This is a genomic window from Pseudomonas sp. PDM02 (genome assembly GCF_014852285.1).
GTDB classification, from domain to species: Bacteria; Pseudomonadota; Gammaproteobacteria; order Pseudomonadales; family Pseudomonadaceae; genus Aquipseudomonas; species Aquipseudomonas migulae.
Genome location: NZ_JACVBL010000001.1, coordinates 520,268 through 542,335 on the forward strand (window position 1 = coordinate 520,268; position 22,068 = coordinate 542,335).

24 protein-coding genes are annotated in these 22,068 nt (G+C 58.6%); 10 read left to right on the forward strand and 14 right to left on the reverse strand.

The window, feature by feature from the left end; translation table 11 throughout:
* Positions 1 to 7: 7 nt before the first annotated feature.
* The 3 genes from IB245_RS02270 to IB245_RS02280 all read left to right on the forward strand — a co-directional run bounded on the left by IB245_RS02270 (position 8) and on the right by IB245_RS02280 (position 3,258).
* Positions 8 to 1,258 (forward strand): lipoprotein-releasing ABC transporter permease subunit, encoded by a 1,251-nt coding sequence (locus tag IB245_RS02270; RefSeq protein ID WP_008028449.1) that lies wholly within the window; start codon positions 8 to 10, stop codon positions 1,256 to 1,258.
* A 7-nt stretch (positions 1,259 to 1,265) separates the two neighbouring features.
* A complete protein-coding gene (lolD, locus tag IB245_RS02275) occupies positions 1,266 to 1,949 on the forward strand; it encodes a lipoprotein-releasing ABC transporter ATP-binding protein LolD (RefSeq protein WP_167362922.1) in 684 nt (227 codons plus the stop codon).
* 64 nt (positions 1,950 to 2,013) lie between these two features.
* Entirely contained in the window at positions 2,014 to 3,258 is a 1,245-nt protein-coding gene (locus IB245_RS02280; RefSeq protein ID WP_008037700.1) for a lipoprotein-releasing ABC transporter permease subunit, read from the forward strand.
* Between the two features lie 89 nt (positions 3,259 to 3,347).
* Here IB245_RS02280 and IB245_RS02285 read toward each other — a convergent pair whose 3' ends face one another.
* Both IB245_RS02285 and IB245_RS02290 read right to left on the reverse strand, forming a co-directional pair.
* Positions 3,348 to 4,697, reverse strand: a complete 1,350-nt coding sequence (locus IB245_RS02285) for a heavy metal sensor histidine kinase (RefSeq protein WP_192226299.1) — start codon at positions 4,695 to 4,697, stop codon at positions 3,348 to 3,350.
* Positions 4,697 to 5,377 (reverse strand): heavy metal response regulator transcription factor, encoded by a 681-nt coding sequence (locus IB245_RS02290; protein WP_008028443.1) that lies wholly within the window; start codon positions 5,375 to 5,377, stop codon positions 4,697 to 4,699. Before IB245_RS02290 ends, IB245_RS02285 begins: the two co-directional genes overlap by 1 nt.
* A gap of 155 nt (positions 5,378 to 5,532) precedes the next feature.
* Here IB245_RS02290 and IB245_RS02295 point away from each other — a divergent pair, with 155 nt between their 5' ends.
* The gene (locus IB245_RS02295) at positions 5,533 to 6,054 is read left to right on the forward strand and encodes a plastocyanin/azurin family copper-binding protein (protein ID WP_008037698.1); all 522 of its coding nucleotides are present in this window, start codon (positions 5,533 to 5,535) and stop codon (positions 6,052 to 6,054) included.
* Between the two features lie 61 nt (positions 6,055 to 6,115).
* Complete coding sequence (gene queF / locus IB245_RS02300; RefSeq protein ID WP_008028439.1) at positions 6,116 to 6,946, forward strand: NADPH-dependent 7-cyano-7-deazaguanine reductase QueF; 831 nt, start codon at positions 6,116 to 6,118, stop codon at positions 6,944 to 6,946.
* A gap of 171 nt (positions 6,947 to 7,117) precedes the next feature.
* On the opposite strand, the gene IB245_RS02305 is transcribed toward queF, so the two are convergent.
* Together IB245_RS02305 and IB245_RS02310 are read right to left on the reverse strand one after the other, a co-directional pair.
* The gene (locus tag IB245_RS02305; RefSeq protein WP_008028435.1) at positions 7,118 to 7,381 is read right to left on the reverse strand and encodes a DUF4404 family protein; all 264 of its coding nucleotides are present in this window, start codon (positions 7,379 to 7,381) and stop codon (positions 7,118 to 7,120) included.
* A gap of 109 nt (positions 7,382 to 7,490) precedes the next feature.
* Positions 7,491 to 8,111 carry an HAD family phosphatase gene (locus IB245_RS02310; RefSeq protein ID WP_192226301.1) on the reverse strand — a complete coding sequence of 207 codons (621 nt, stop codon included), beginning with the start codon at positions 8,109 to 8,111 and terminating at the stop codon, positions 7,491 to 7,493.
* 201 nt (positions 8,112 to 8,312) lie between these two features.
* Between IB245_RS02310 and IB245_RS02315 the strand changes: the two genes are divergently transcribed.
* Positions 8,313 to 9,002: a VacJ family lipoprotein gene (locus tag IB245_RS02315; RefSeq protein ID WP_192226303.1), complete on the forward strand. Its 690-nt coding sequence runs from the start codon at positions 8,313 to 8,315 to the stop codon at positions 9,000 to 9,002.
* 62 nt (positions 9,003 to 9,064) lie between these two features.
* Here the strand turns inward: IB245_RS02315 and IB245_RS02320 are convergent, their stop codons facing one another.
* Positions 9,065 to 9,364: a PilZ domain-containing protein gene (locus IB245_RS02320; RefSeq protein ID WP_192226305.1), complete on the reverse strand. Its 300-nt coding sequence runs from the start codon at positions 9,362 to 9,364 to the stop codon at positions 9,065 to 9,067.
* 276 nt (positions 9,365 to 9,640) lie between these two features.
* Between IB245_RS02320 and rssB the strand changes: the two genes are divergently transcribed.
* Together rssB and rssC are read left to right on the forward strand one after the other, a co-directional pair.
* On the forward strand, positions 9,641 to 10,822 hold the full coding sequence (rssB, locus tag IB245_RS02325; RefSeq protein WP_032832382.1) for a two-component system response regulator RssB: 1,182 nt from the start codon (positions 9,641 to 9,643) through the stop codon (positions 10,820 to 10,822).
* Complete coding sequence (rssC, locus tag IB245_RS02330; RefSeq protein WP_007935262.1) at positions 10,822 to 11,304, forward strand: anti-sigma factor antagonist RssC; 483 nt, start codon at positions 10,822 to 10,824, stop codon at positions 11,302 to 11,304. Before rssB ends, rssC begins: the two co-directional genes overlap by 1 nt.
* Positions 11,305 to 11,504: 200 nt before the next feature.
* Here the strand turns inward: rssC and tal are convergent, their stop codons facing one another.
* Both tal and dusA read right to left on the reverse strand, forming a co-directional pair.
* Entirely contained in the window at positions 11,505 to 12,431 is a 927-nt protein-coding gene (tal, locus tag IB245_RS02335) for a transaldolase (RefSeq protein ID WP_008028427.1), read from the reverse strand.
* A gap of 178 nt (positions 12,432 to 12,609) precedes the next feature.
* On the reverse strand, positions 12,610 to 13,629 hold the full coding sequence (gene dusA, locus IB245_RS02340) for a tRNA dihydrouridine(20/20a) synthase DusA (RefSeq protein WP_192226307.1): 1,020 nt from the start codon (positions 13,627 to 13,629) through the stop codon (positions 12,610 to 12,612).
* A 339-nt stretch (positions 13,630 to 13,968) separates the two neighbouring features.
* On the opposite strand from dusA, the gene IB245_RS02345 reads away from it, so the two are divergent.
* Positions 13,969 to 14,631 carry a hypothetical protein gene (locus tag IB245_RS02345; RefSeq protein ID WP_192226309.1) on the forward strand — a complete coding sequence of 221 codons (663 nt, stop codon included), beginning with the start codon at positions 13,969 to 13,971 and terminating at the stop codon, positions 14,629 to 14,631.
* A gap of 118 nt (positions 14,632 to 14,749) precedes the next feature.
* On the opposite strand, the gene IB245_RS02350 is transcribed toward IB245_RS02345, so the two are convergent.
* Entirely contained in the window at positions 14,750 to 15,850 is a 1,101-nt protein-coding gene (locus IB245_RS02350) for an acyltransferase family protein (protein ID WP_192226311.1), read from the reverse strand.
* 251 nt (positions 15,851 to 16,101) lie between these two features.
* Here IB245_RS02350 and IB245_RS02355 point away from each other — a divergent pair, with 251 nt between their 5' ends.
* Positions 16,102 to 16,320 carry a hypothetical protein gene (locus IB245_RS02355; RefSeq protein WP_008037677.1) on the forward strand — a complete coding sequence of 73 codons (219 nt, stop codon included), beginning with the start codon at positions 16,102 to 16,104 and terminating at the stop codon, positions 16,318 to 16,320.
* 60 nt (positions 16,321 to 16,380) lie between these two features.
* Here the strand turns inward: IB245_RS02355 and IB245_RS02360 are convergent, their stop codons facing one another.
* The 6 genes from IB245_RS02360 to IB245_RS02385 form a co-directional block, all read right to left on the reverse strand.
* On the reverse strand, positions 16,381 to 17,166 hold the full coding sequence (locus tag IB245_RS02360; protein ID WP_192226313.1) for a transporter substrate-binding domain-containing protein: 786 nt from the start codon (positions 17,164 to 17,166) through the stop codon (positions 16,381 to 16,383).
* Positions 17,167 to 17,258: 92 nt separating this feature from the next.
* Entirely contained in the window at positions 17,259 to 18,194 is a 936-nt protein-coding gene (copD, locus tag IB245_RS02365; RefSeq protein WP_192226314.1) for a copper homeostasis membrane protein CopD, read from the reverse strand.
* 3 nt (positions 18,195 to 18,197) lie between these two features.
* Positions 18,198 to 18,569: a copper homeostasis periplasmic binding protein CopC gene (copC, locus tag IB245_RS02370; RefSeq protein WP_192226316.1), complete on the reverse strand. Its 372-nt coding sequence runs from the start codon at positions 18,567 to 18,569 to the stop codon at positions 18,198 to 18,200.
* Positions 18,570 to 18,623: 54 nt separating this feature from the next.
* Complete coding sequence (locus tag IB245_RS02375) at positions 18,624 to 19,535, reverse strand: copper resistance protein B (RefSeq protein ID WP_192226318.1); 912 nt, start codon at positions 19,533 to 19,535, stop codon at positions 18,624 to 18,626.
* Between the two features lie 10 nt (positions 19,536 to 19,545).
* Positions 19,546 to 21,237 carry a copper resistance system multicopper oxidase gene (locus IB245_RS02380; RefSeq protein WP_192226320.1) on the reverse strand — a complete coding sequence of 564 codons (1,692 nt, stop codon included), beginning with the start codon at positions 21,235 to 21,237 and terminating at the stop codon, positions 19,546 to 19,548.
* Between the two features lie 115 nt (positions 21,238 to 21,352).
* Positions 21,353 to 22,057, reverse strand: coding sequence for a murein L,D-transpeptidase catalytic domain family protein (locus IB245_RS02385; protein ID WP_008037670.1), 705 nt, complete (start codon positions 22,055 to 22,057; stop codon positions 21,353 to 21,355).
* Between the last annotated feature and the right edge of the window lie 11 nt (positions 22,058 to 22,068).

Here is a 22,068-nt window from a genome sequence, read left to right on the forward strand (position 1 = left end):
CCCCGACATGTTCAGACCTCTCTTCGTATTTATTGGCACGCGTTATACCCGTGCAAAGCGTCGCAATCATTTTGTGTCGTTCATTTCCCTGACTTCGATCATCGGTCTTGCCCTCGGCGTGATCGTGATGATCGTCGTGCTGTCGGTCATGAACGGCTTCGATCATGAGATGCGCACGCGCGTGTTGGGCATGGTGCCCCACGCGACCATCGAGTCCGGTGAGCCGATCAGCGACTGGCAAGGCCTCGCCGCCAAGGTCAAGCAGAACCCGCAAGTGACGGCCGTGGCGCCGTTTACCCAGATGCAGGGGTTGCTGACCAACAACGGCAAGGTCTCCAAGGTGCTGCTCAATGCCATCGACCCGGCGCTGGAACGTCAGGTGTCGATCATTGACAAGTTCATGCTGCAGGGCAAACTCGACGACCTCGCGCCCGGCAGTTTCGGCATCGTCATCGGCGACAAGGCGGCCGCCAAGCTCGGCGCGGCCATCGGCGACAAGCTGACCTTTGTGGCGCCGGAAGTCACCGTGACCCCGGCCGGCATGTTTCCGCGCATGAAACGCTTTACCGTGGTCGGCATCTTCCATGTTGGCGCCGGTGAAATCGACGGTTACCTGGGCGTCACCAATCTGCAGGATCTGGCGAAGCTGCACCGCTGGAAGCCGGATCAGGTGCAGGGCATCCGCCTGAAGTTCGACGACCTGTTCCAGGCACCACGCACCGCGTGGAACATCGCCCAGCAGCTCGGTGAAGACCATTTCTACGCCCGCGACTGGACCCGCACCCACGGCAATCTGTATCAGGCTATCCGCATGGAAAAAGCCATGATCGGTCTGCTGTTGCTGCTGATCGTTGCCGTGGCCGCGTTCAACATCATTTCCACGCTGGTGATGGTGGTGAACGACAAGAAGGGCGACATCGCCATTCTGCGTACCCTCGGCGCCACGCCGGGTTCGATCATGGCGATCTTCATGGTGCAGGGCACGGTCATCGGTGTGGTCGGTACGCTGATCGGCGCCGTGGTCGGGATCTTCGCCGCGCTGAACGTCAGCGCCGCGATCTCGGTGCTCGAAGGCCTGATTGGACACAAGTTCCTCAACGCCGACGTGTACTTCATCGATTACCTGCCGTCGCAAGTGCAGAGCCAGGATGTGTTGATGGTCTGCGCCGCCGCGTTGGTCCTGAGTTTCCTCGCCACCCTGTATCCAGCCTGGCGTGCCGCGCGCACCCAGCCTGCGGAGGCGCTACGTTATGAGTGAGTCGGGCATGAGTGATAAAGCAATCTTGAGCTGCCGCAACCTGGGCAAATCCTACGAGGAAGGCCCGGAATCGGTAGAAGTGTTGGCCGGTCTGCAACTGGAGCTGCATCCGGGTGAGCGCGTGGCGATTGTCGGCACCTCGGGTTCAGGCAAAAGTACTTTGCTCAACCTGCTGGGCGGTCTCGATACGCCGACCAAGGGCAGCGTCTGGCTCGACGGCGAAGAGCTGTCGGCACTCAGTGAGAAGAATCGCGGCCTGTTGCGCAATCGGTCGCTGGGTTTCGTTTACCAGTTCCACCATTTGCTGCCGGAATTCACCGCGCTGGAAAACGTCTGCATGCCGCTGCTGATCGGCAAGACCGCGATCCCGGAAGCGCGTCAGCGTGCGACGGCGTTGCTGGAGCGGGTAGGGCTGGGCCATCGCCTGGAACACAAGCCGGCGGAATTGTCCGGTGGCGAACGTCAACGCGTGGCCATCGCCCGCGCGCTGGTGAACAAGCCAGGGCTGGTGATGCTCGACGAGCCGACCGGCAACCTCGACTCCCACACCGCCCAGGGTATTCAGGATTTGATGCTGGAACTCAGCACCTCGATGCGCACGGCGTTCCTGGTGGTGACTCACGACATGAACCTGGCTCGCCAGATGGATCGCGTCCTGCACTTGCAGGAAGGTTGCCTGACGCCTATCTGATTGGCCGAAACCCGATGTCTGAAAAAACATCGGGTCTTTTTGTTTTTATACGGTGCCCCAGCGAATGTTCAGACCGTTATCGATCTTTATCGGCACGCGCTATACCCGCGCCAAGCGCCGCAATCGCTTTGTTTCGTTCATCTCGATGACCTCGATGATTGGCCTCGCCCTCGGTGTGCTGGCGATGATCGTGGTGTTGTCGGTCATGAACGGCTTCCAGCGCGAAATGAGCTCGCGCATCCTCGGCATGGTGCCTCACGCGACCATCGTCGGCGTGAACCCGATCGACGATTGGCAGCCGGTGGCCGACGCCGCGATGAAAAACCCGGAAGTGACCGCCGCCGTGCCGTTCACCGAGATGGAAGGCATGCTTTCCTATAAAGGCACGATGCAGCCGATTCAGGTCAGTGGTGTCGATCCGGCGCTGGAAGGCAAGGTCTCGATCGTTGCCCAGCACATCGTCCAGGGGCGTCTCGATGCCTTGAAACCGGGCGAGTTCGGTGTGGTGATCGGTGAGATCACGGCACGACGTTTCCGCTTGAATGTCGGCGACAAGATCACCCTGATCGTGCCGGAAGTCAGCACTGCACCGGGCGGGATCACCCCGCGCATGCAGCGGCTTAACGTGGTGGGCGTGTTCAAGGTCGGCGCAGAACTGGACGGCTCCATGGCGCTGATCCACGTTGCAGATGCCGCGCAGATGCAGCATTGGGAACCGAATCAGGTGCAGAGCGTGCGTCTGGCGGTGAAGGATTTGTACGCGGCGCCGAAGGTCTCCAGCGATATCGCTGGCGGCTTGGGCACGGCGTACAAGGCTGACGACTGGACTCACACCCAGGGCAGCCTGTTCAGCGCGATGAAGATGGAAAAAACCATGATCGGCCTGCTGTTGCTGATGATCGTTGCAGTGGCAGCGTTCAACATCATCGCGACCTTGATCATGGTGGTGAACGACAAGGGCGCGGACATCGCGATCCTGCGTACCATCGGTGCCACGCCACGGCAGATCATGGCGATCTTCATGGTCCAGGGCACGGTGATCGGCGTGGTCGGCACCTTGATCGGTGGCGTGCTCGGCGTGATTGCCGCGCTGAACGTCAGTGAGCTGGTGGGCTGGGTGGAGCGGGTCAGTGGGCAGCACATCTTCAGTTCCGATGTGTATTTCGTCAGCAACCTGCCTTCGGAGTTGCAGGGTGGGGATGTGCTGTTGATTTGCTCGGCCGGGTTTGTGTTGAGCTTCCTTGCCACGGTTTACCCGGCGTGGCGGGCGGCGAAGATCGAGCCGGCTCACGCGTTGCGGTATTCGTAAGCCGTTACACCGCTTTCGCGGGCAAGCCTCGCTCCTACACGATCGCGTAGGAGCGAGGCTTGCCCGCGAAGGGGCCGGACCTGCTGGCCTCAATCCCCCTTCGGCAACTCAATCACAAACCGCGTCCACCCATTCTCCGATTCGCAACGAATCTGCCCGCCATGGGCCCGAATGATCGACTGGGTAATCGCCAACCCCAACCCCGCATGTTCACTGCTGCCTTCCTGACGCGCCGGATCTGCGCGGTAGAAGCGATCAAACAAACGCGGCAGTAATGCCCCGTCAATGCCGTCGCCGCTGTTCTCGACCGTCAGACTCAAACCTTCAGGCCGCTCGATAATCCGCACCTGAACCTCGCCATCGGCCGGCGTGAATCGCAGCGCGTTATCCAGCAAATTCGAAAGTGCCCGACGCAACATGCTCCGGTCGCCCTCCAGGTGCGCGTTGCCTTCGCGACTCAACGTCACCTGGGCGTCTTCGGCCAATGGCGCAAAAAACTCCAGCAACACATCCGCTTCTTCCGCCAATTCCAGGGGTTCACGTTTGGGCATCAGCAACCCGTGATCAGCCTTGGCCAGGTACAACATGTCGTTGACCAGTTGCGCCATCCATTGCAGTTCTTCGAGGTTGCTGTGCAGTGCTTCGCGGTAATCCTCAAGGGGGCGTGGGCGGGTGAGGGTGACTTGGGTGTGGGTCAGCAAATTTGACAGGGGGGTGCGCAGTTCATGGGCAATGTCGGCAGAAAACGCCGAGAGTCGCTGAAATGAGTCGTCGAGGCGTCCGAGCATGGCGTTGAAGTTGTGGGCCATTTCCGCAAGTTCGGGCGGCATGTTCTCTTCGGGTAGTCGGGCGTTCAGCGACTGCGCGGAAACGCCACTGGCGATTGCACTCATGCGCCGTAACGGACGCAACCCGCTACGCGCCGCCCAGGCACCCAGCAGAGCGGTGGCCAGGGCCGACAAGCCGACGGTCAGCCAGATCAAGTGCTGCATGCGCTGCAGAAAGTGCTGGTGGTGGGTGATGTCCAGCAGCAGGGTCAATTGCGGTGAGTCAGGCTTGTCGACAAACAACGGCGCATTGAGGACGCGGTAGTCGGTGCCGTTGTCGTTCATGGTCGACAAACCCGGTCTCTGCGGAAGTTCATCGGGCAGGCTCGCGGCGCTGTCGTACCAGCGCTTGCCGTCGCTGCCGGAAATGCGCAGGGACAAATCAGCCTGGCGGTTTAATTCATCCGCCAGTCTGACTTCGCTTTCACTGGACTGAAGATCGTGAAGCGCTCGACGCAAACCAATGAGCTTGCCGTCCAGCAATTGCTGGTCCAGTTCAACGAAATGCGCCTCGCTGGCTCGACTGAACAACACGCCCGCGAACAACGAAACCACGGCGGTGCAAGCTGCAAACAGCAGCGCCAGACGGCTGCTCAATGAAAGTCGGCGCATCAGGCCGGGCGCTCTTCGAGGACGTAACCCATGCCGCGCACGGTATGGATCAATTTGTTTGGAAACTCGTCGTCGATTTTCAGGCGCAAACGGCGGATGGCGACTTCGATGACATTGGTGTCGCTGTCGAAATTCATGTCCCAGACCTGGGAAGCGATCAGCGATTTGGGCAGCACTTCGCCCTGACGGCGCAGGAGCATTTCGAGCAGGGCGAACTCCTTGGCGGTCAGGTCGATGCGTTGGCCACTGCGTTCGACGCGCCGGCGGATCAGATCCAGGCGCAAATCGGCCAGTTGCAGGCTGGTTTCCTGCGGCGTGGTGCTGCCGCGACGCAACAGGCTGCGAACCCGGGCCAGCAGTTCGGAGAAGGCGAACGGCTTGACCAGATAATCGTCGGCGCCCAGTTCGAGGCCGTGAACCCGGTCTTCCACCGCGTCTCGCGCGGTCAGAAACAGGACTGGCGTGTCGAGGCCTGCGCTGCGCACTGCCTGGAGGATTTGCCAGCCGTCGCGACCGGGCAACATCACATCGAGGATCAACAGCGCGTAGTCACCGCTCAATGCCAATTGCTGGCCAGTGTCGCCGTCGGCCACCAGTTCGGTGTTGAACCCGGCTTCGGTCAGGCCCTGACGCAGGTAATGGCCGGTTTTCGGTTGGTCTTCGACGATCAGCAGTTTCATGGGCGACTCGAGGCAAATGGAACGAACGCTTTATACCGTGGGCAGCGGTTGTGCAGGTCAACCTGACAAAGTTGTAATCTGGCTGTCAGGTTACGGGCAGTGGCAGCAGTTTAGTGTTTTCCACAGGCTGAACTTTATCTTGTTGGAGTACGACTATGTTTTTGCGCAAACCCCTGGTGCTGGCTGCATGTCTGCTGGTGCTGAGTTCGCCGGTGTGGGCATCGCCGGCGCACACCTACGACTTCGGGCAGCCGGCCCCGGCTGCCAAGGCGACCCGCAGCGTTGAGGTGGTGATGGGCGACATGTCGTTCACCCCAAAGACCATCGATATCAAGGCCGGTGAGACAGTTCGCTTTGTGCTGGTGAATAAAGGCCAGTTGCTGCACGAATTCAACCTCGGTGACGCGGCGATGCATGCAAAACATCAGCAGGAAATGATGAAGATGCAGCAGAGCGGCATGCTTACGCCTACAGGGATGAAGGAAATGGACCACGGCGCGATGGCGGGAATGGATCATGGTATGAAACACGATGACCCCAATAGCGTGCTGGTCGAGCCGGGCAAAACCGCCGAACTGACCTGGACCTTCACCAAGGCCACCAACCTGGAATTTGCCTGCAATATTCCAGGTCACTATCAGGCTGGCATGGTCGGTAAACTGACAGTCAGTCAGTAAGCACTCTAAGGCGCGAGCAAAGGCTGGTAGAATCCGCTGATTCTTCAGTCAGGTTTCCGCCATGCATCCCGCAGCCGAACACTCGCCGCTGGGTAAATCCAGCGAATACATCGCCACTTACACGCCGTCCTTGCTGTTTCCGATCCCGCGCACCGCGAAATGGGCCGAGTTGGGGCTGACGGCTGAAACCCTGCCGTATAAAGGCGTGGATTTCTGGAACTGCTTCGAGCTGTCGTGGCTGTTGCCGTCCGGTAAACCCGTGGTGGCGATCGGCGAATTCTGCATCCCGGCGGATTCGCCGAACATCATCGAATCCAAGTCGTTCAAGTTGTATTTGAACTCGTTGAATCAGACTCCGTTTGCCGATATCGCAAGCCTTGAAGCGACGCTGGTGAACGACCTGTCCGCTGCGGCAGGCAAGCCGGTCGGCGTGCGGGTTCGCCGCCTGAAAGACGTTGAAGCCGAAGGCGTCGTGGCGTTGCCGGGTGTGTGCATCGATGACCTGGACATCAGCGTCAGCAACTATGAGCATCCGCGTCCGGAGCTGCTGCGTTGTGATGATTCGCGCATCGTCGAGGAGAGCGTGCACAGCCATTTGCTCAAATCCAACTGCCCGGTGACCAGTCAGCCGGACTGGGGCAGCGTGGTGGTGGAATACCGTGGCGCGGCGCTGGATCACGCGAGTCTGCTGGAGTACATCGTGAGCTTCCGTCAGCACTCGGACTTCCATGAGCAATGCGTGGAGCGGATCTTCCTCGACCTGCAACGCTTGCTGAAGCCGGAGAAATTGACGGTGTACGCGCGGTATGTGCGTCGCGGCGGGTTGGACATCAACCCGTATCGCAGCACTGAAGACGTGCAACTGCCGAACCATCGCCTGGTCCGCCAATGAAGATCTAATGTGGGAGCGGGCTTGCTCGCGAATGCGTTGTGTCAATCAAGATAAATTTCGACTGAAACACCGCATTCGCGAGCAAGCCCGCTCCCACAGGGGGTGCATTGCAAATCCGGGCAATGAAAAAGCCCCGCTATCACTAGCGGGGCTTTTTTGTATCTGGCGGGTTCAGATCCCCATGCTGACCAGGGATTGCACAATGTTGCGCAAGGTGCCGGCAATGGCGGGGTGTTCAAGTTCAAAGCGTTCGACGGCCAGGTTTACGCCATCGGCGAGGCTGGAGTCCTGGGTTTTGGTTTCGAGTTCAAGCTCAAGTTCGATCTGTTGCATCAGCGCATGCAGGTCGGCGCGCTCTGCTTCGGTCAGCGGAGGATTCTGTTCCAATTGCTCGCGCAGGGCATTGAGCTGTTGTTGCAGTTCGCGGGCAGGCATGGCGTTCTTCCTTTTATCGATAGGCACTGGCATAGACCATGGCAGCGCGCCAAAGGTCTATGGCTGACCTTTAGATTAATCCACTCGCGCGCAACCTGCATGATCTCGATCAGGGCTTTTCACCCTTGAGCCGACGCAGGCTGATGTCGGCCAGGCAGGTGTCGAGTTCGCCGAGGTGATCGATCACCGAATGCACGCCCAGGCCGAACAATTGCACGGTGGCCTTGCCGCGCAGGTGTTCGCGTTCCTTTTGGCTCAAGGCTTGCCATTCGCTGGGCGCCAGCCCGCAGAGCGAGCCGCAGGAGGCCAGGCCGATGGTCCACAACCCGGCATTCAGGCCCGATTGCAGCAATCGCGGTTCGCCACTGACCAGCACGCAACCATCCAGTTGCCCGACATTCAGCGCCATCAAGGCTTGCCAGCATGCATTCGGCGCGGGCCACGGATTGATTGTTGCGGGGTGTTTCGACGGCTTGACCCAGTCGGGCAGGGCGGCGGCCAGCGAGAGGCTCAATGCGGGGGGAAGTTCGTCGAGCCAGGCACAGGGAATCTGCTGGCGCTGCAAACTGTGCAGGCTGTCCAGAGCGCCAGGCGTGACTTCGGCATGTTCGGCGCAATGGTCGCCGTGCTGGCGCGTGCGGGCGCCGAAGTCCACCAGGCAACCGCTGAGGCCAAACAGGACGGCGGTCAGGCTGGGGGCGGCGAGGGGCAAGGTTTCGGCGTGCGGCATGTCAACATCCCTGAAATAGCGTCAAGGCTATGCGCCGCCGGTGACAGTTGAGTGACATGGATGTGAATCGCTCACAGTCATGGCGAATCATCCGTAGGCCATCACGCACGATGCTGCCTAAAGCGGCTTTTCCGTCTTATACTCACCAGCTTAATGTTCGGGCCAAGACGCCCGCGCCAGTACAAACCAAGGAGTTTTTCTATGCGCTGGAGCAATCATCTAGCTCAGTTTTGTGTGTGCGCCAGTGTGTTGCTGGCTCCGTTCGCTGCCCAGGCAGCCACGGAAGAGGACCCTTGGGAAAGCATCAACCGTCCGATCTACAAGTTCAACGATGTGCTCGACACCTATGCGCTGAAGCCTCTGGCGCAGGGCTATCAGTTCGTGACCCCGCAATTTCTCGAAGACGGCATCCACAACATGTTCCGCAACGTCGGTGATGTCACCAACCTTGCCAACAACATCTTGCAGGCCAAACCGGGCGCTGCCGGCGTCGACACCGCACGCCTGATCTTCAACACCACCTTCGGCCTGCTGGGCTTCTTCGATGTAGGCACCAAGATGGGCCTCAATCGCAGCGACGAAGACTTCGGTCAGACGTTGGGCTATTGGGGTGTAGGAAGCGGCCCGTACGTGATGCTGCCGTTGCTGGGCCCAAGCACTCTGCGTGATGCGCCCGCCAAGTTTGTCGATGGCTACACCGGCCCATACCCGTACATCCACGACGTACCGGTGCGTAACTCGATCTTCGCCCTGAACGTCGTCGACACCCGCGCCAGCCTGCTGTCGGCCGAGAAGCTGATCAGCGGCGACAAGTACACCTTCATCCGCAATGCGTACTTGCAGAACCGCGAGTTCAAAGTCAAAGACGGTCAGGTCGAAGACGATTTTTGATCTCGACCGGTAAAAACGAAAAAGGCGGCCCGTTGGCCGCCTTTTTTGGTTTTGGATCCGGGTTATTTCATCTTCAAGATTGTAAGGCCGAGTTTCTGACTGGCGTCGTCCTGTTCTTTGACCCAGACCACTTCAGTGTCGGCTTCGAGCCCTTTGAGTGCCGCATGATCGGAGTCGATCCGCACGCTGAGCCGGTCGCCGACCTTGAACAGGCGCGGTGCCTCAACCTGCATGCCACTGCTGGAAAGGTCGATGCAGACGGCTGCAACTTCGTCCCCTTCATGAATCAGCGCGACATCGGCATCGACTCGCATGCGGATGAAATCACGCTTTTCGCTGTAGTCCCGTTCGGTTTGGCTCATGGGCTTCATCCTTCCATTGGGTTACGGTTTTATCAGTTCTTATAACTCTCGGTGATTTGACAAGTAAAGACGTCAAGCGACCATCGGCGTGAGCTTGAAACGCCCCGCGGATGGGAGTACCGTCTGCGCCTTAGAAGGGCACCTCTGGTGTGCCTGTCAGTAGGGTCGATGCCCGAAAGCGGTGCAACAGAGAGGCTAGAAAGCGAATCCAGTAGCGTGTGCGGGGTCAATTGCCCAGCCTGCTACGCCAACCTAATTCTGGCGCCGTTTGCCCACATGCCAAAAACCAGTGCCACGCTGCTGATAATCGATGATGACGAAGTAGTGCGCGCGAGCCTCGCCGCCTATTTGGAAGACAGTGGTTTCAGCGTCTTGCAGGCCAGCAATGGCCAGCAGGGTCTTCAGGTATTCGAGCAAGACAAGCCCGGCTTGGTCATCTGCGATCTGCGCATGCCGCAGATGGGCGGACTCGAACTCATTCGCCAGGTCACCGAGCGGTCACCGCAAACCCCTGTGATTGTGGTTTCGGGTGCCGGCGTGATGAACGACGCAGTCGAGGCCTTGCGCCTGGGCGCGGCGGATTACCTGATCAAGCCTCTCGAAGATCTGGCCGTGCTCGAGCACTCTGTGCGCCGGGCCCTGGATCGCGCGCGTCTGCTGCTGGAAAACCAGCGCTACCGTGAGAAGCTGGAAAAGGCCAATCGCGAGCTCGAAGCCAGCCTGAACCTGCTCCAGGAAGACCAGAATGCCGGTCGCCAGGTGCAGATGAACATGCTGCCGGTCAGCCCCTGGACCATTGACGAATTCAAGTTTGCACACCAGATCATCCCGTCTTTGTATCTGTCGGGTGATTTCGTCGACTACTTTCGGGTCGACGAGCGTCGGGTAGCGTTCTACCTGGCGGACGTTTCCGGTCATGGCGCTTCTTCAGCCTTCGTTACGGTGCTGCTGAAATTCATGACCACGCGCTTGCTGTTCGAATCCAAGCGCAACGGCACATTGCCGGAATTCAAGCCTTCAGAGGTCCTTGGTCATATCAACCGGGGCCTGATCAGTTGTAAGCTGGGTAAACACGTCACAATGGTTGGTGGAGTCATCGACGAGGAGACAGGTTTGTTGACCTATAGCATCGGTGGTCATTTGCCGTTGCCTGTGTTGTACACGCCAGACAGTGTTCGATATCTGGAAGGGCGTGGTCTGCCGGTGGGCCTCTTCAATGAAGCCACCTACGAAGATCACGTGCTGGAGCTGCCGCCGACGTTCAGCCTGACGCTGATGTCCGATGGCATTCTGGACCTTTTGCCAGAACCTACACTCAAAGAAAAAGAAGCGGCTTTGCCCCAGCGGGTCAAGGCAGCGGGCGGCACCCTGGATGGGCTGCGGCAGGTTTTTGGATTGGCCACGCTAGGGGAGATGCCGGATGATATCGCCCTGTTGGTGTTGAGCAGGAATCTTTAATGAGTACCGGTAGAATCCAGTTCGCCGAGCAGGACGGCACCTTCGTCTTGAAGTTCGTCGGTGAAGTTCGCCTGACCCTGTGTTCGGCGTTGGATGCGACTATTGAGCGGATCTTCACGGCGTTGAACTTCAACGCGATCGTGATCGACCTGACCGAAACCCGCAGCATCGACAGCACCACCCTTGGCCTGTTGGCCAAACTGTCGATCCTGTCGCGGCAGAAAGTCGGCCTGCTGCCGACCGTCGTCACCACCCACGAAGACATCACCCGTCTGTTGCAGTCCATGGGCTTCGAGCAGGTGTTCAACATCGTTGACCGCCCGATCCCGTGCCCTGAGTGCCTGACCGACTTGCCTGACCAGGACCAGTCGGAAGAAGTGGTGCGGATCAAAGTGCTGGAAGCGCACAAGATCCTCATGGGGCTGAATGATTCGAATCGTGAAGCGTTTCATGATCTGGTGAATGCGTTGGAGCGTCACTGATCCTTTGAAAGGGTAGGAAGCCTGTACTGGCCTCATCGCCAGCAAGCCGGCTCCTACAAGATCATCATCTGTGTAGGAGCCGGCTTGCTGGCGATGGCGGCCTGACAGCCCCCAACATCCCCAAAGGGGCACCAAACAAACGCACACAAAAAAGGGCGAACCCATCAAGGTTCGCCCTTTTTGCATTGCGCTGAACTAGATCACAGCTTGGCCTGCAACAGCGCCTCAAGCTTCTCCTGGTCCCGGGCAAACTGACGAATCCCTTCTGCCAGTTTCTCGGTCGCCATCGCATCTTCGTTGGACAACCAACGGAACTGCGCTTCATTCAGGCTCAAGCGCGCTTCACCGGTATGACCCGGCGCCAATTTACGCTCCAGCTTGCCAGTGTCCGCCGCCAGTTTATCGATCAAGTCCGGGCTGATGGTCAGACGGTCGCAACCGGCCAGTTGCTCGATCTGATTCAGGTTACGGAAGCTCGCGCCCATGACCACGGTCTTGTAGTCATTGGCCTTGTAGTAGTTGTAGATACGCGTCACCGACTGCACGCCCGGATCATCCGCGCCGGTGTAGTCGTTGCCGTTGGCCTTCTTGTACCAGTCGTAGATACGGCCCACGAACGGCGAAATCAGGAACACACCCGCATCGGCACACGCCGCCGCCTGGGCGAACGAGAACAGCAATGTCAGGTTGGTCTGGATGCCTTCTTTTTCCAGGATTTCGGCAGCGCGGATACCTTCCCAGGTGGAGGCGATCTTGATCAGCACGCGGTCGCGGCCGATGCCGGCCTTTTCATACAGCTCGATCAGACGGTGCGCACGCTTCAATACGGCGTCAGTGTCGAACGACAGACGCGCGTCCACTTCAGTGGAAATACGGCCCGGAATCACTTTCAGGATCTCTTGCCCTACCGCGACGCCAAAACGGTCGCTGGCCAGGCCCACATCGCCCTTGCAGTCGCTGACGCAAGCGTTCAACAACTCGGCATAGCCGGGAATGGCCGCGGCTTTGAGCAGCAGGGAAGGGTTGGTGGTAGCGTCCACCGGTTTAACGCGAGCGATTGCTTCGAAGTCGCCGGTGTCGGCAACCACGGTGGTCATCTGTTTGAGTTGTTCCAGCTTGGAAGTCATGGGCGTGCTCTGTCCTATGGGTCTAATGACATTACCCGAGCGCTGACAGCCACTCAAGGGCACATGTACGTATCGAAGGCCCCGGCGGCAACATCTGGAAAACGGATGTTTGAAAGGCGGGGCGCGGTGTCCGTAAATACGATGCCAAATCCGGGCGCAGGTTCAACGCGGGTGACCGTTAACGCCCTTCAAGCAGCTCCGCCGCCTGATCCAGCAACGCCAGAGGCTCCTTGGCCTTATGGATATCCACCGACAACAACTGCCGAAACTTGCGCGCCCCCGGAAACCCGGTGCCCAGCCCCAGCACATGCCGGGTGATGTGGTGCATCGAACCGCCTGCATCAATATGCGCCGCGATATAAGGCCGCAACTGCGCCAGCGCTTGCGCCCGAGTGATCACCGGCGCTGTGCTGCCGAACAGTTGCTGATCCACCTCAGCCATCACATAAGGATTGTGATATGCCTCACGACCGAGCATCACACCGTCGAAGGTCTGCAAATGCTCGTGACAGGCCTCCAGCGTCTTGATCCCGCCGTTGAGAATAATCTCCAGCTCCGGGAAATCCGCCTTCAACCGCGCCGCCACGTCATAACGCAGGGGAGGAATGTCGCGGTTCTCCTTCGGCGACAACCCCTCCAGAATCGCAATCCGCGCATGCACCGTAAAACTCGTGCACCCGGCGTCGCGAACCGTGCCGACGAAATCACACAGCTCTTCGTAACTGTCCCGCCCGTTAATCCCGATCCGGTGCTTCACCGTCACCGGAATCGACACCGCATCGCGCATCGCCTTCACACAATCAGCCACCAACTGCGGATGCCCCATCAGCACCGCGCCGATCATGTTGTTCTGCACCCGATCACTCGGGCAGCCGACATTCAGATTCACCTCGTCGTAACCGTGCTCCTGCGCCATGCGGGCGCAAGCGGCCAGGTCCAGCGGAACACTGCCGCCGAGTTGCAGGGCGAGGGGGTGTTCGGCTTCGTTGTGACGCAGGAAACGGTCGTGATCACCGTTGAGCAGCGCGCCGGTGGTGACCATTTCGGTGTAGAGGAGGGCGTTCTTGGAGAGCAGGCGCAGGAAGTATCTGCAATGCCTATCAGTCCAGTCCATCATAGGCGCCACGCTGAAACGTCGTGACGGCTCAGAACGATTGGGGCTAGTGATTACGGGCGCTTCAGGGTTTTCGAAGGTCATTGATACAGATCTTTTATACGACGGTTTTTACCCATTTCCATTGTCCTTCAAATTCGGTTGCTACAAGGTAGCAAGCGAAATCGGCAATGTAGCAACAGGAAATGGGCACGATCACATCACGCAAACACAAGGACATCTTGACGTCCTGCACGGCGTAGATGCGGATCAATCGGGACGGGAAGGCAGTTTATCAGGAAAGCCAAGCCTTCGACCGCGAGCAATTTTCCAAGGCTGAATCAAGCGCCGAGGAATGAAGCCGTCAGACCTTGGTAGCCAAATCTGCCCCTTGGCTGATAGCATCTGGCTATCAATCCCGATGCACCTTCAGGAAGGGAATCCATGCAAAAAAAGATTGTTGCTATAGCGTTGGCCACACTGGGTATTTTTGTCGGCATGCAAAATGCTGTTGCGGGTGACAACCTGTTCAAGAGCTACGCCTATGACACGCCTCTCGCGAATTACACCGAGGCTGCAGGTTTTTATGACTGCTCTGCTGATGTGGGGGCTACCGCCAGGTGTATTGATGATGTGGATTTCATTGATCAAAAATTCACGGCGAGTCTGGTTTTTAGTGATGACAAGCTGATTATTGTTTCGCTGTTTACACCCTACGATCGCGATGTATTCGCGCGTGCCATTGGCGCCCTTGCCAAGACGTTTGGTCTGGTGGCACTGACTGACGGGAAATCGGTGCTGGACCTCGTTGAACTCACGGGTAAAGCAAAAAGCAAAGATGAATACACAGCCACGCTCACGAATTATGAAAGTGTTGCGTTGAACGCCAACGAATTGACCTATTCCTTTTTTGAAGGAGTTACTTCGTTCAAAGGCGCTTCCAACGTGCATAGCTTGATGGCATCAGCGCCCGCCAACATTAGAGGGGCTGATTTGATAGTCACTGGCGAGGGCGATGAGTCCAGCATCATTATCAAGTTTTCTTTTCCGAAACTCGATGAGCACAAAATGGCTCAGCAGGCCAAGAAGCCTGTCGAGGCTTTCTGACGTCGATCCTTGTTATGTAAAAAACCTCGCCAAAGCGAGGTTTTTTCATTTCTGGAGTTCACTACCACCGACAAGCCCTGTCTGTGACCGCGAGCGGGCGACTCAGGTTGGCCTGACTTTACGTACGATTCAGAACGACGGCATCAGGCCGCTTGAACTTGATGCGTCTGCTCCACGCGATGGCGGGACGTTCGAACAATAGATAGGCCATGGCCGAGAATGCGATGCACGTTGCAATGATCAGGACGGCGGCCAGTGCATCCGAGAAAAGGCCGGTTGGCATGAAAGCCCGGTAAACGCGCATGAAGAAACCGGTCACAGGAGAATGGAACAAGTACAGGCTGTAGGAAATCAGGGCAATTTTCTGCACGGGGTAGCTGGATATAAAACCCAGCGTGGTGGAGCGATTAACCAGGAAGCAGAACAGTAAGCCCGTCAACCCGGCAGCAATGGTGAATGAGTTTTTAGTTGCAAGACCGATAACAAGCGCCAATGCACAGTAACCAATGGCGATGTAATGGCTTTGTTTAGTGCCGCTCAGGGTTTGAGCGCACAGCACCCCGGCCATGAAGCTGAACCAGAACGCAATAAATCCGCCTTTCCAGCCTATCGCATGAATTATCCCGGCGGGCCACAGCAGCGCCAGCAATGCGCTGCCCCAAATCCAGAGGTTGCGACGCTTGGGTGTTACACCCTCTCCAGCACGATCGGCTAACCACAGCAGCACCGCAAAAAAGATGTAGAACTGCACCTCGATACACAGGGTCCAGAACACCGTGATGATGTTTCTGATGCCAAGGAAATCTTGGAGAAACAGCACGTGGGCGAGTATGGCCGTCACGCCGGGGATTTCGATTCCGGGTTGCCCAAGCATGTGTTTTGCGGCGATCACGGCCACGCCCAGTGCAATGGCGGCGTAGTAGGGAGGGGCGAGGCGTACCAGGCGACGTGCCACAAAGTTTGTGGCGTTCACGTTATTCATTGGCACCCGGGATGTCGTGGTCGCCATGACAATGCCGCTTAGTACGAAAAATATAGGCACTCCCAAATGGCCTGCGTCAAAGACCATGTATTTCAACCAGCCTGGAATGGCTGCCAGCAGGGTTGGGATGTGATTTCCTTCGGATAAATGAAACAGAACCACCCAGAAGCATGCAAAACAGCGCAATGCGTCAACCAGGGCAAGACGATGTTTGTCGTCAACGGTGATTCCACTCATTCAATGCTTCCTTTCTCTCGCGGCGGATGTTGTTTTTTGTGCGGGCACTGAACGCAGAGCTTAGCAGCTGCAGCAGCCTGTCGAACTTGCGAACACCACCGTCCACAGCCTTTTTGGAGGGCTCGGGAAAAATCGGAATACCTGAACAAATGCTGTCGCTGCGTGAAGTTTCACGATGCTGCCGGGTTCGCAGCCTAGGATGGACACTGAAGATTGCATCACCCCACCTCCGGCCACAGGGAACCTGAAAAATGATCTCGAACTTCTTCAAAGTCTTGCTGATCGGTGGTGCGCTGCTGTTGAGCGCCTGTTCGGGCGTCAGCACCCATAACGACTATTCAGAAGACCTCGAGCCGTCCGCCGGCTTCGGTCCTGGCCCGACCAATAGCCACAGTCAGCTGAACTTCCATGGCAGTGCATTGGGCAGCAGCTTCGGTGAATACGGTTCGGGACTGTTGCACGACGACTGACCGGCAACGGCGCGGTAATCCTGCCGTTGCCTGTTCGCCCAGCTGTTACCTGAAATAAGCCTATTTAGTCTCGGGCGTGGCGATCCACTGGCCTAAAACTTTCTGGTAGTTGCCCGTCACTTTGGCCAGGTGCAGCCATTGATCGACGTACAACTTCCACGTCATGTCGTCTCGCGGCAATAAATAAGCTTTCTCACCGTACTGCATGTACTGGCCTGGATTCACCGCGCACAAACCGGGTTTGAGTTTTTGCTGATACAACGCCTCCGACGCATCGGTGATCATCACGTCCGCCTTCTTGTCCAGCAGCTCCTGGAAGATGGTCACGTTGTCGTGCAACCGCAACTGCGCCGCCGGTAAATACGCGTGGACGAAGGCTTCGTTGGTGCCACCCGCCGGTTCTACCAGGCGCACCGAAGGCCGGTTGATCTGTTCGACGGTCTGATACAGCGCCTGATCTTCGCAACGCACCAGCGGGACTTTGCCATCGACATCCAGCGTCGTGCTGAAGAAGGCCTTTTTCTGCCGCTCCAGCGTGACCGAGATCCCGCCCATGCCGATGTCGCATTTGCCCGCCAGCATGTCGGGCATCAGGGTTTTCCAGGTGGTCGGTACCCACTCGACCTTGACGCCAAGGCTGTCGGCCAGCGAGCGGGCCATGGCGATGTCGATGCCCGAGTATTCGCCGTTCTCGGCTTTGAACGTGTAGGGCTTGTAATCGCCCGTGGTGCACACGCGTAGTTGACCTTGCTCGATGACACTGTCCAGGTGCGATTGTTCGGCCTGGGCGCCAAACGATAGTGCGAGCAGGCTACCGAGCATTACTGTGCATTTATTGGTTTTCATGTGTACCCGACTTCCGTGATGGATTGGGGCTGAGAGTACTTAATTTTTCCCGCCGATGGTTATAAGTACTTCGGATTCTGCTGCCCGATTGGCTATTGCGCAGCGGCCTCCATTTCCGGACTCAGCGTTCCCAACCAGGCCACCAGCCCCACAATCAACACCGCGAGCGCCAACTCAACTACCATGCTGCGTCGCAACGCGTTGGCGGCAACTTCGTATTTCCCCTCCCGCAACGACCGCTCCAGAAACGGCCCAAGGTGAAACCGGTTCAACGCGGCGAGCACCAGCATCCCGGCAAACAACCCCACTTTGATAAACAGCAAAATCCCATAGGTACTTAGCAACACGTCATCAAACTTCGGCCCGACGATGAACAGGTAATTCACGACGCCCGTGACCGTGATGACGACCACGATCACCGCGCCCACCCCTTCAAATCGACTGACAGCCCGAGCCAGTAACGTGATGCGTTCTGCGGTTTGCAGCGCGTTGATTTTCGCCATCAGCGCAAACGCAACCAGCGCACCCAACCACGCGCCTGCCGCCAGCAGATGCAGAATATCCATCGCAAAATGCCAATAACGACGGCTGCCTTCGTCCATCGCGCCATGACCGCTCCAGGCCAGGGAGGCGAGGGCGATCGCGCCGCAAATCGACGCAACCAGCAAGCTGGCGCCGGGCAGGCGGTGGTTGACCATCAGCATCAAACCGGCCATCACCAGCACAACGACTCGAACCGACCAGGCCAACCCGAAATCCGTCTCGAACACCATCATCTGGACATGTGGTCGTAGCTCGGTGAAGTCCGACTCTCCGCTCATCGCACTCACCATCGTCAGCATGCCCGCCACGGACAACAGCACGCCGAACGCGGCCGTCCCCTGAAGGATCGACCGAAACGGCAGCACCGCCCCGGACACCCGTTCCCGGCCCGCAAGGCTGTAGAGCCCGAACAAACCCAGACCAAACAGCACCATCAAATCCACATACAACCCAAACCGCAGGGCAATGCTGACCCAGTCGCTCATCAATCACTTCACTTTGAACGTAACGTTGCCGGTGATCGGGTGAGTGTCCGAAGACACCGCGCGCCATTCGACTTTGTAGCTACCGGCGGGCAACGGCGAGAGCGGGGTGATGAGCATGGTTTTCGGGTCGCCGCCGCCGGTGACTTTGGCTTTCATCGGCATCGGGGAATGCGCCATGCCTGGCATTTCGGTCATGACCAGTTTCGCCCCGGAAAACTGGGTCATGAGGCTTTCGGAAAAGTGCAGTTCGATCGTGCTCGGTGCCGCGCCATCCGCACCTTCGGGCGGGGTGGATGAGAGCAGTTTCGGGTGCGCCTGAGCCAGTGTGCTCATGAGCAAGCCGATGACAACAGCGGTGGTTTTCATTGTGCGCATGCAAGGCCTCTTTACCGCTCGAAGCGGTTTTTTTTGATGGTGATGTGAGTGCGATCAGAACCACAGCCGAACGCCGAGAACGACGCGTGCTTCACTGCGATCCTCGCCATCGTCTTTGGCGAAATCGGCGGTTTTGCCGTAGGTGCGGTTCCAGGTCACGCCGATGTAGGGGGCGATTTCCCGGCGAATTTCATAGCGCAACCGCAGCCCGGCTTCGGTGTTGGCGAGCCCGGAACCAATGCCCCGCTGCGGATCGTTTTTGCCGTAGACATTCAGCTCGGCGGTCGGCTGCACAATCAGCCGGTTGGTCAGCAGGATGTCGTAGTCACCTTCCAGCCGCACCGCGCTCTGGCCGCCTTCGCCGATGAACGCCGTGGCTTCGGCTTCGAAGTTGTACAGCGCCATGCCTTGCACGCCGAACGCAGCCCAGGTTTGTGGGGCGCCGGGTTTGAAGTCCTGGCGCACGCCGCTCACCACATCCCACCACGGCGAGATCGCGTGGCCCCATAGCGCCTGGACTTCCGCGTCTTCGGTTTTGCCGTTGCTGCGCTCGCCTTCGGATCGCAGCCACAGGCGATCAATGTCACCGCCGATCCAGCCCGATAAATCCCAGGCCAGCGCGCTGCCGTCGTCGGCGTCCTGCCATTCGAGTTTGTCGGCGAGGAAGTAGTGATTGAGCGCGGAATCATGCACGTTATGGCCGCCGGGGCTGACGAACACGGCGGCTCGGTCGGCATCGGTCAGCGGCGGGATCGGCGTGCGGCTTTCAGTGGGCGCGGCGGGCTGCATCTGGCCGTCGTCCATGCTTTGCATCTGGCTATGGTCCATGCCCTTCATCTGGCCATGGTCCATGCCCGGCATCTGGCTGTGATCCATGTTCTGCATGTCGCCGGTGGCGGCGCTCGCCGAAGAAAGCGTCAGGCCCGTCGTGCAAACGGCGAGAAAAATCGATGTAAGTCTGGTCATGGGTAGCGCCTCATTCTTCCACGCGAACTTCACGGAACATGCCCATTTCCATGTGGTACAGGAGGTGGCAGTGATAGGCCCAGCGGCCGAGTGCGTCGGCGGTCACCCGATAGCTGCGTCGGGAGCCGGGAGGCATGTCGATGGTGTGTTTGCGCACCATGAACTCGCCGTTTTCGTCTTCGAGGTCGCTCCACATGCCGTGCAGGTGGATGGGATGGGTCATCATCGTGTCGTTGACCAGCACGATGCGCACGCGCTCGCCGTACTTGAGGCGCAGCGGTTCGGCATCGGAGAATTTCACGCCGTTGAACGACCACGCGAACTTTTCCATGTGGCCGGTGAGGTGCAGTTCGAGGGTGCGGCCCGGGTCGCGGCCGTCCGGGTCTTCGAAGGTGCTGCGCAGGTCGGAATAGGTCAGAACGCGGCGGCCGTTGTTGCGCAAGCCAAGGCCAGGATCGTCGAGTTTCGGCGAGGTGCTCATGGCTTGCATGTCCACCAGCGGGTTGTCGTTCTCCGTCGCGGGATGCGCTTGCATGCCACCCATCGCGCTGTGGTCCATGCCGGCCATGCTGCCGTGATCCATCCCGCCCATGCCCATGTCATCCATGGTCACCAACGGTCGCGGATCGAGTGCAGGCACAGGCGCGGGCAAACCCGCCTTCACCGCCAGCGTGCCGCGCGCATAACCGGTGCGATCCATCGACTGGGCGAACACGGTGTAAGCGTCCTGTGTCGGCTCGACAATCACATCAAACGTCTCCGCCACCGCGATGCGGAATTCATCGACGCTCACCGGTTTGACATGCAGCCCGTCCGCTGCGACCACCGTCATTTTCAGCCCTGGAATGCGCACGTCGAAGTAGGTCATGGCCGAACCGTTGATAAACCGCAGTCGCAGTTTTTCACCTGGCCGAAACACGCCCGTCCAGTTCGAGTCCGGCGCCTGGCCGTTCATTAAATAGGTGTAAGTGGCGCCGCTGACGTCGGCGAGGTCTGTGGGATTCATCTTCATTTCGGCCCACATCTTTCGATCGGCGACCGTGGCGGCCCAACCGTTTTTGCTGACGTCGTCGATGAAATCGCCCACGGTGCGCTTGTTGTAGTTGTAGTAGTCGGATTGTTTTTTCAGGGTGTTCATCAGGCTGGCCGCATCTTCGTCGGTCCAGTCGGTCAGCATCACCACGTGATCGCGGTCGTACTCAAAGGGCTCCGGCTCCTTGGCGTCGATCACCAGCGGGCCGTAAACGCCGGACTGCTCCTGAAGGCCCGAGTGGCTGTGATACCAGTAAGTGCCGTTCTGCCGGACCTGAAATTGATAGACGTACACGCCGCCCGGTTCGATGCCGTGAAAACTCAGGCCCGGCACGCCGTCCATGTTGGCCGGCAGCAAAATGCCGTGCCAGTGAATGGAGGTGGTTTCCTTGAGCCGGTTCTTCACCCGCAGCGTGACCGTGTCGCCTTCACGCCAGCGCAGCAGCGGGCCGGGAATGCCGCCGTTGATGGTCATCGCGGTGCGCGGATTGCCGGTGATGTTGACCGGGGTTTCGCCGATGAACAGCTCGAAATCGCTGCCCGTGAGCATCTGCGGTTCGCCAGCGCGGGTGAGCGCCCACACAGGCGTGCGCCATAACCCGAGGCCGCCGAGCAATCCGCCCGCGGCCAGCCCCTTTACGAAGGTGCGTCTTGAAGTGTTGGAGTGCATGCCGTTTTTATTCCCGGTCCGTCAGTTGGGAGACAACTTGACGACGAGGCTAACGGGCGATGCCTTTCAGCAGACTGAGGCGGGGATTACAGTTTTGACAGTTTCAACGTGGTGTTCAACGGTTGGTGGAAGGCTTGGCGGTCGACGCCACCGTCCTGCTACCGCAATTGATATACGAAGACTTTTTCAGCCAGCGCTGATCCGGGTAGTACGAAAACAACAGTTGCCCGTCTTTCATCGAGTCAATCAGCTTGTGCGCAATCGCCGGCCGTACCGCCGGGCAACCGAGGCTGCGGCCAATCCGCCCGTTCGCCCGCGCAAGCACCGGGCTGACATAAGGCGCGCCATGAATGACGATCGCCCGGTCGAAGGCGTTGTCGTTGAAGCCCGGTTCGAGTCCTTCCATGCGCAACGAATAACCGTTCTGCCCGACATAACTTGACTGCGTGCGATACAAGCCCAGGCTGGTGGCGAAGCTTTCGTTTTGATTGGAAAACTTGACCGCCATGTTCTCGCCGCTGTTGCGACCGTGGGCAACCAATTCGTGAAACAGTAATTTGCGCTGTTTAAGGTCAAACACCCAAAGGCGTTGTTCGGTGGAGGGCAGGGAGTAATCGATGACGGCAAGTCTTTGGACAGGTGCGGCACCTTGGGCCAAGCTGCATTGAGAGGCACGGACGGCCAGTGCAATCACCTTGGCGTTAGCGTTTGGAGCGGCTTTGACTAAAGCGGCTTCAAGTGAGTCGGCGTAGGCTGCCGTGACTGACGTTGAACTCAGCAGCAGGGCCGTAATTAGGAAGCCGAAGCGGTCTAGCGCCATATGCGTGTCTC